This window comes from Microvirga medicaginis, assembly GCF_052658925.1.
The window spans coordinates 165,556-172,514 of record NZ_JBQWEL010000012.1 but is presented as its reverse complement, the minus strand read 5'-3'; the positions used below and the strand labels follow the sequence as shown (position 1 = coordinate 172,514).

At 57.7% G+C, this 6,959-nt stretch carries 6 protein-coding genes and 1 pseudogene; 3 read left to right on the top strand and 4 right to left on the bottom strand.

What is annotated here, in order from left to right; genetic code table 11:
* Window positions 1–491: 491 nt before the first annotated feature.
* Window positions 492–842, top strand: a pseudogene (locus tag ACUXUR_RS16595) (DDE-type integrase/transposase/recombinase); the annotation flags it as partial.
* Between the two features lie 72 nt (window positions 843–914).
* Here the strand turns inward: ACUXUR_RS16595 and ACUXUR_RS16590 are convergent.
* From ACUXUR_RS16590 to ACUXUR_RS16575, 4 genes are read right to left on the bottom strand one after another with little or no spacing between them, the layout of a single operon-like run.
* Complete coding sequence (locus ACUXUR_RS16590; protein WP_445503452.1) at window positions 915–1,820, bottom strand: CoA transferase subunit A; 906 nt, start codon at window positions 1,818–1,820, stop codon at window positions 915–917.
* Between the two features lie 38 nt (window positions 1,821–1,858).
* The gene (locus ACUXUR_RS16585) at window positions 1,859–2,626 is read right to left on the bottom strand and encodes a CoA-transferase subunit beta (RefSeq protein ID WP_445503451.1); all 768 of its coding nucleotides are present in this window, start codon (window positions 2,624–2,626) and stop codon (window positions 1,859–1,861) included.
* A complete protein-coding gene (locus ACUXUR_RS16580; protein ID WP_445503450.1) occupies window positions 2,619–3,551 on the bottom strand; it encodes a CoA transferase subunit A in 933 nt (310 codons plus the stop codon). Before ACUXUR_RS16580 ends, ACUXUR_RS16585 begins: the two co-directional genes overlap by 8 nt.
* Before the next feature lie 27 nt (window positions 3,552–3,578).
* Entirely contained in the window at window positions 3,579–4,343 is a 765-nt protein-coding gene (locus ACUXUR_RS16575) for an ATP-binding cassette domain-containing protein (RefSeq protein ID WP_445503449.1), read from the bottom strand.
* A gap of 307 nt (window positions 4,344–4,650) precedes the next feature.
* Here ACUXUR_RS16575 and ACUXUR_RS16570 point away from each other — a divergent pair, with 307 nt between their 5' ends.
* Window positions 4,651–5,751, top strand: coding sequence for a LacI family DNA-binding transcriptional regulator (locus ACUXUR_RS16570; protein ID WP_445503448.1), 1,101 nt, complete (start codon window positions 4,651–4,653; stop codon window positions 5,749–5,751).
* A 225-nt stretch (window positions 5,752–5,976) separates the two neighbouring features.
* A complete protein-coding gene (locus tag ACUXUR_RS16565) occupies window positions 5,977–6,933 on the top strand; it encodes a sugar ABC transporter substrate-binding protein (RefSeq protein ID WP_445503447.1) in 957 nt (318 codons plus the stop codon).
* Window positions 6,934–6,959 lie beyond the last annotated feature (26 nt).

The following is a 6,959-nucleotide window of genomic DNA, read 5'->3' as shown; positions in this document are numbered from 1 at the left end:
CCGAAGAGATGCAGCGGCTCACGGTAAGCGAGAAGGGTGAGGGGGCTCAGACAAGAGTACAGGAACTGCTTCCTGTCCGGTTCGGCCAGCTTGAGACGATCAAGTGAAACAGCCGATCAGGGGGCTCAATCGCATGTCAAACACGATGTCGTTAGTCTTTGCCTTGGGCGCTCATTCTATGCGCCTCGATCCGAGCATCGCCTCCTTGGCACATTTCGAACGTAAGCCCTTGTAAGCTTACGATCGGCATTGGTGCATGGATGATCCATGGAGCTGAGCGGAGCCACTCCATGATCGGGTTCATCCGACCCGGCTGGAAACTGGCTTGCCAGTTCAGATCATGCGATGGAGCCCCTCGACTGCGAGTGCCGCCCTCCCTTGCTGACCGGCAAACGCCTATGCCTGCAGCTTTGGCCCAATGAAGGTGTTGTGCAGCCGATCGCCGTTCCAACCAGTTTCATCGCTCGATCAGTCGCTCGTCACCAAGCGGCGCCCTTGAGCGTCATGTCCGCCCTCAGCAGATCGTCATCCATGGCAGACGGGCCAATAGAGAGGCGATCCTGACGTGCGATACCACGGCGCGACAGCGGGACAGGTCAAGGCGCAAGCTGAAGCCGATCGAAATCCGACAAAGCATTTACCTCAAAAATCACATTGAGCAGGATCATCGGGCCATCAAGAGGCGGGTTCGACCGATGCTCGGGTTCATGCCGGTGAACAGCGCTCGCGTAATTCTGGATAGCATCAAAATGATGCGTATGATCCGCAAGGGACATGCGAAGCATATCAGGCAGACGCGGTCCTTCCGTGTTGAGCAATTCAAGCGGTTCACCGCATCGTGACCCTAGGCTGGGATCGCTTCCGCCCCTCTGGCGCAAGGCTGTACTTGTAGCGCATCCATCCAGTATGAGTTGTTACTGGCGAGCGAGCCTTTTTGTGCTGATCTCCATCAGACGTTTCATGCCGATACACTTGAGATAGTCATAGTTATCAGCCGGCGACCTTACGTAGTCGCCGAGCCATTTCTCGAAACCTGCCACTGTTGCGGAGGCGGTGAGATAGCGATCCAGATGCTCTTGGTCATGCGTGTATCGACCATCGCAGCCGCAAGGGTGTGCCCCATACGGTGTCTCAACGACACACGTAACCTCTAAACTTGATAAAATTGTATTGGCAGGGCGGCTCTTGATAGCTTCGGCGCTGATGATCTGTTCCACGGAAACAATGACCGTCCTGGCCGACTTGGCAATCATGATGTCCGAGGAGTTGAGATGCCAGCTCTCTTGATCCAGCTGGACATTACCCTCCTCATCAGCCGTATGCGCATGGATGATTGCAACATCTGGACGTATAGCCTCAACGGCCATCCATGGCTCGTCGGTGAAGACATCTGTGACGGGCCTTAGATGGGGGTTCTTTGCAAGACGGTCGCGTCCAGATTCCATTTTCAATGGAAGATAGGGGGCTCCGATTGAGGCTGCATGAAACCGACCCATCGCAGTCTTCTCAGAATGGTCAATGACCTGAATCGATCCGCTCTCGTTTGCGCGACGGTAGTTCTGTGTGACGCCGAGTTCACTCATTCCAACATCGGCCGTTTCGACGGTCTCGACGCATCCGGCTCCAACAAGCATGTCGACATCGATGCTGTTGTTCACTCCGGCAATGTGAAGTCGCCTTCGACCCTGCCGGATGACTTCGCGCACGAGTGCCATTGGGCGACCCCGTGTCGCGTGGCCTCCGATTGCGACAAGATCGCCATCCTTGATCAAGGCAACAGCCTCGGATGGCGTCAGGACTTTATCTCTTCCAGTCGACATCTATGATCTTCCGCTCGCTTTGCTTCGGCGCGTGTGTCCTAAGGTTGCTTGACGTAGACTCCATCCGGATCGATCTGCGTTCGAAGCAAGTGAAGTTGCTCGCAGCTGGGAGTGGGCGCTTCTTTGATGGATGGCGCCTCGGAAATCTCGAAGCTGATGTTCTCTTTGATCCTGTCTGGCGTTATGCTCGGGAAGCACTGCTCGATCTGCATCTGCTTCGTCACGGGGTCAAATCCCAGGATGCCGAGGTCCGTAATAACACGCACTGGTCCGGCGCCTGGAAGTCCCGCGGCCTCACGGGCTTCCGGACCGCTGAGAAAGCCAGGTGTCGTGAGATAATTCAGCTTTTCCACGAAGCGCTTGCGATCCACACGGCAAATAACAACGAATCGCTTGGCCATGCTCGCGATATCGTTGGCGCCACCGCTGCCCGGCAGGCGCACCTTGGGCCGCCGATAGGGTCCAATGGCGGTCGAGTTGAGATTCCCGTACCGGTCGATTTCGGCGGTCCCCAGAAATCCGATATCGACCTTTCCCTGTTGCAGAAGGCTCAATGCATAGAATGTGCCTGCGATCTTGGTCGAACCGTAAGCAAGACGGTAATCGCCGACGCCGCTCGCCAATTCGATGGGAGCCGGATCGATGATGCCCGACTCGAAGACGAGATTGACACGCGGAGCATGCGTGGCCTTCGCCAGATAGGCCGCCACCATGGGAAGTCCGGTGCCGATGAAGGCTGTCTCTCCGTCCCTGATTTCCTGCGACGCGGCTACAGCCATGTATTCGTCAGGGCTGATCTCAGGCATCAGTCTTTTCCTTGCTAAGATAGCCAAGATGCGGGTCCACCCGGAGGCTCAGGAGCTTTCGCGCTCCGATCGTATCCAGATAGCTCCAGTGATCCGGCATCTGGAAAACCCAGCGGTCAAGCCATTTCGCAGTGTCCTCTGGCGAACGGGAGGCACGGTAATATTCCGCCAGATGCTCGCTGTCGTGCTCATAATATCCGTAGACGCCGGTGGGATGAGCGCCATAAGGAACGTGCACGATCATGTCGACCATCAAACCGGGAATGATCGTGAGCGATGGCTGCTCCCGAATCACATCCGTGTCGACAATCTCTTCAACCGTTACGATGACGGTCCTCGCGGCCCTGGCCTGCTCTTCGACGACCGAAGTCGTGCCAAAGAGCTGCACATTTCCGTGTTTGTCCGCGCGGGCCGCATGAATGATGGCGAAGTCAGGCTGAAGAGGGGATACGACGGTGACATTGCCGTTTCCGAACGGCGAGGGGAGAAACCGAGACTTTTCCGCAGGGTCCTCGAAGCCTGGCTGGTTGAGAATATCGGTACCAGCCATTGCCTTCAGCGGCATGAAGGGGAGGCCGAGCCCGCTTGCCATCAGGCGCATCACCATGCCGAAATGGCTGTGATCCTCAACCTCGATAGTTCCATTTTCGACGCCTTCGGAGAAGCGCCGACAACGGCCATATCCCTCAAACATGAAGTTCGAAAAGTAGGCGCGTTTCAGAACGCCCGCCGCAGCCAGAAATTCCGCAACCCAGCATTCGGCAACGCCCATGAGCGTGAGGTCCTTACGGCCGGCCTTGATCAGCCCGCGAAGAAAGGCGAGGGGCTGATGGGAGTGCGCGAATCCTCCTCCAGTGAGGGAGGCTCCGTCAGGAATAGTGCTGATCGCCTCTTCGAGAGAGACGATTTTGGAATGTGTCGCCATTGTCGAGATACCTGACCTCTTGTGAGCTTAGGCGGCTTCGATCCACTGCTGCCGCGCGCCCGTAATCAGCGAGACGATATCGTCGCCGGAGGCTGCGGCTGTGGGAATGTCGCCCACCTTCGTGCCTTGCCTGAGAACCACGACGCGCTGGCTCATCTCCTTGACCATGGGCATGTTGTGGGTGATCAGGACGATGGAGACACCCTCTGCCTGAAGCTGACGAACCGCATCCATCGCACGCTTCGTCTCCTGTACACCCAGTGCGGCGGTGGGCTCGTCAAGCAGGACGAGGCCACTGTGCCACAGCTTCGTGCGGGCAATAGCCACGGCCTGACGCTGACCGCCGCTCAGGCCTGCAACATTCGCATTGGGATGAGGAGTGTTGATTGAAAGGCCGCTCAGCGCAATCGCTGCCTTGTCTCTCATAACCTTCTTGTTGAGAAAGCGGAACGGTCCGAGCTTGCGGATCTCCTCGCGGCCGAGAAAGACATTCTCTGCAACATTCAGATTATTGCAGAGCCCGAGGTCCTGGTACACGGTCTCGATGCCCAGGGACCGAGCAACATCGGTCGACGAGATCGAAACCTCTTTTCCATTGAATTTGATCATGCCGGAAGACGGACGGATCGCTCCGGAGAGAATCTTGACGAGGGTGCTCTTACCGGCGCCGTTATCACCGACGAGGGCAATCGTCTCGCCTGCGCGGATGGTCAGATCGACACCGCGGAGCGCCTGGACGGCCCCATAGTTCTTCTTGATGTCAGAAGCTTCGAGCAGAACGGGTCGTGTCATCGTGCCGCCTCCATAGCGCAATCGTTCGGCCGACAGGCAGTGTGCCATTGTAGCATTCCCATCGGCGACTCTCCCAATACGATTTCATGCCTCTGTCTAACTTCCGTAGACAGGCCTTATTCGCGATGCCGCCAGAGACGGCTGTGTTGAGCCAACAGCAATCTCGAGACGCTGGCGACCGGCACGAAAACGTTTTTGGAAAAACGTTTCATTTTTACATATACAATCGGTGGCGGCCCCGTCAATATGGGGCCTTGTTCATCATCAGGTTCTTTGTGGTCGTGAATGACCAACGGGAAATGACGAAATGAGAGACAGGAAGCGGGTCACGATCAAAGATGTGGCGCACGAGACAGGCCTCGCTCTGTCTACAGTATCCAACGCTTTGGCGGGCAAGACTTATGTGAGCGACGAGACGCGAGCTCTCGTGCGGGCGGCTGCTGAAAAGCTCGGCTACAGAGCCTCTGTTGTCGCACGCGCGCTGCGAATGCAGAGAAGCTTTACTATCGGTGTTCTCATTGCGGACGTTTCAAACCCGTCTTCGGCAGATTTCGTGCGGGGCGTAGAGGACGTGGTCCTCCGCGAGAAATGCACGCTCCTGCTTTGCAATACGGATGGGGATGAGGAGAAGCAGCTTTCGCATATGCGTACGCTGATCGACCGGCAGGTCGACGGAATGGTCCTCATTTCCCAGCATTGCACATCGGCTAAGGTGCGCGAGCTTCTGGACGCCTCCGTCCCGTTCGTGTTGGTTCAGCGGCGCAGCGCGAGACACAAAGACAATTACGTCGGATCCGACAACTGCGAGGGTCTGAGCCAAGCCATTCATTATGCCCATTCGCTTGGTCATCGGCGGATTGGCTTCGTGCAGGGGCCAGATGATTCAAGTGCCGCGAGGGAGCGTCTAGAGACCTTCCTCGCGGTAGCGGATAGCCTGAAGCTGAAGGTCGAACAGGATCTGATTTATCGAGGCGACTACACCTTCGACAGCGGGGTCACGGCGGGGCAATGCTTCTGTGCGATGCGCCGGCGCCCGACCTGCATTCTGGCCAGCAGCGACATCAATGCTCTCGGGATCATCCAATCTGCCCTGGACGCAGACCTGACCGTGCCAAGCGACCTCTCGGTCATTGGATTGGATGATATATCATTGGCATCGTTCCGGCGAATTGATTTGACAACGATCCAGTTGCAAAAGCGGGACATAGGCATTGCCGCCGCGGAACTACTGATGAGAAAGATCCGGCAACCTTCGTCCCGCCCGCAGCAGATCGTCCTTCCGACAAAGCTGATCATAAGAGGGTCGGTTGTGCCGCCAGCCGGGAAGCCCCGCGGCAATGCGAGGAAGCCAGCCGCACAAGCCTTGGCAGTTGTGAGGACGGCCTCGCCTGCCGCCTCCGCCGAATAAACTCGCCAGCGCCTTAAAAGAATGCCGCATGAGTGGTGTTGACGAAGCCGGGTTGCTGTGCTTTTTTATCGAAACGTTTTTTAAAAAACGTTTTTAACAGAGCCCCCGCCAGCCATCAGCAAGGGGCCACTTGCCGCTGCGGCCTCAAGGCTACCACTGAGTCCGGTGCGGTCAGGGCACAGAATGCGGGATCACGACGTCTCGTCGCATAGAAGGGAGGACACCATGAAGAAAATGATTGTGGCGCTCGCTGCGTCGATCATGACAATAGCTTTGGCGCCCGCCGGTGAGGCGCAGGAGCGTCTCAAGGTCGGCGGCATCATCTATGCTCGCGACTCCCAGTACTGGCAGCAGGTCGAGCGTGGCATGAACGATGCCGCCAAGAAGCTCGGGGTCGACTTGCAGATTGGCCTGAACCGCAGGCAGCTGGCGACCGAGGGGCAGCTCGTCGAAGACTTCGCGACCCGGGGTGTCAACATCATTGTCATGCCGCCGTTGGACACGCAGGCCTCGGCCGCTGCTGCGCAGCGGGCGAAGAGCCGCAACATCATGATCGTGGACTACGACACCCGCTTTGTAGATGACTCCATCTCGAGCCACACCGTCGGCGTTGATAGCCGACAGCTTGCGGGCGAGGTCGGCAAGCAGATGCGTAAGCTGATCGATGCCAAGTCGGGCGCGGCAACCACAGTCGGACTGATCACTCTTCCACCGACGAATCCGAACATGCAGGCCCGCCGGAGTGGCGTCGTCTCGGCCCTGGAAGGCGGTAACGTGACATACGTGGCCGAAGTGGCCGCGGCAACGCCAGAACAGGGGGCGAACGCCTTCGAGAACATCCTGCAGCGCAATCCGGCAACCGAGATGATCTGGGTATCCAACTCCGGTGCTCTGTCCGGCGCTGCTGCCGCAGCTCGTCGCTCGAACGCCAAGGCAAAGCTCTACGGGATCGATATGAGCCAAGAATTGGCGCAGATGCTGCTGGATCCCTCGAGCACCTTGCAGGCCGTTTCCGATCAGCAGCCCTACATGATCGGCTACACCGCCGTGGAGACGGCTGCAAAATCTTTCCGTGGCGAGAAGCTGCCGCGTCAGATCAATGTGCCGGCGCGCCTGTACACCCGCGACGATCCGAAGTCGGTCAACGAGTATCTGGACTTCGTGAAGTCGCTCTCGAACTGAAGATGCTTCGGTACTATCACCGGATG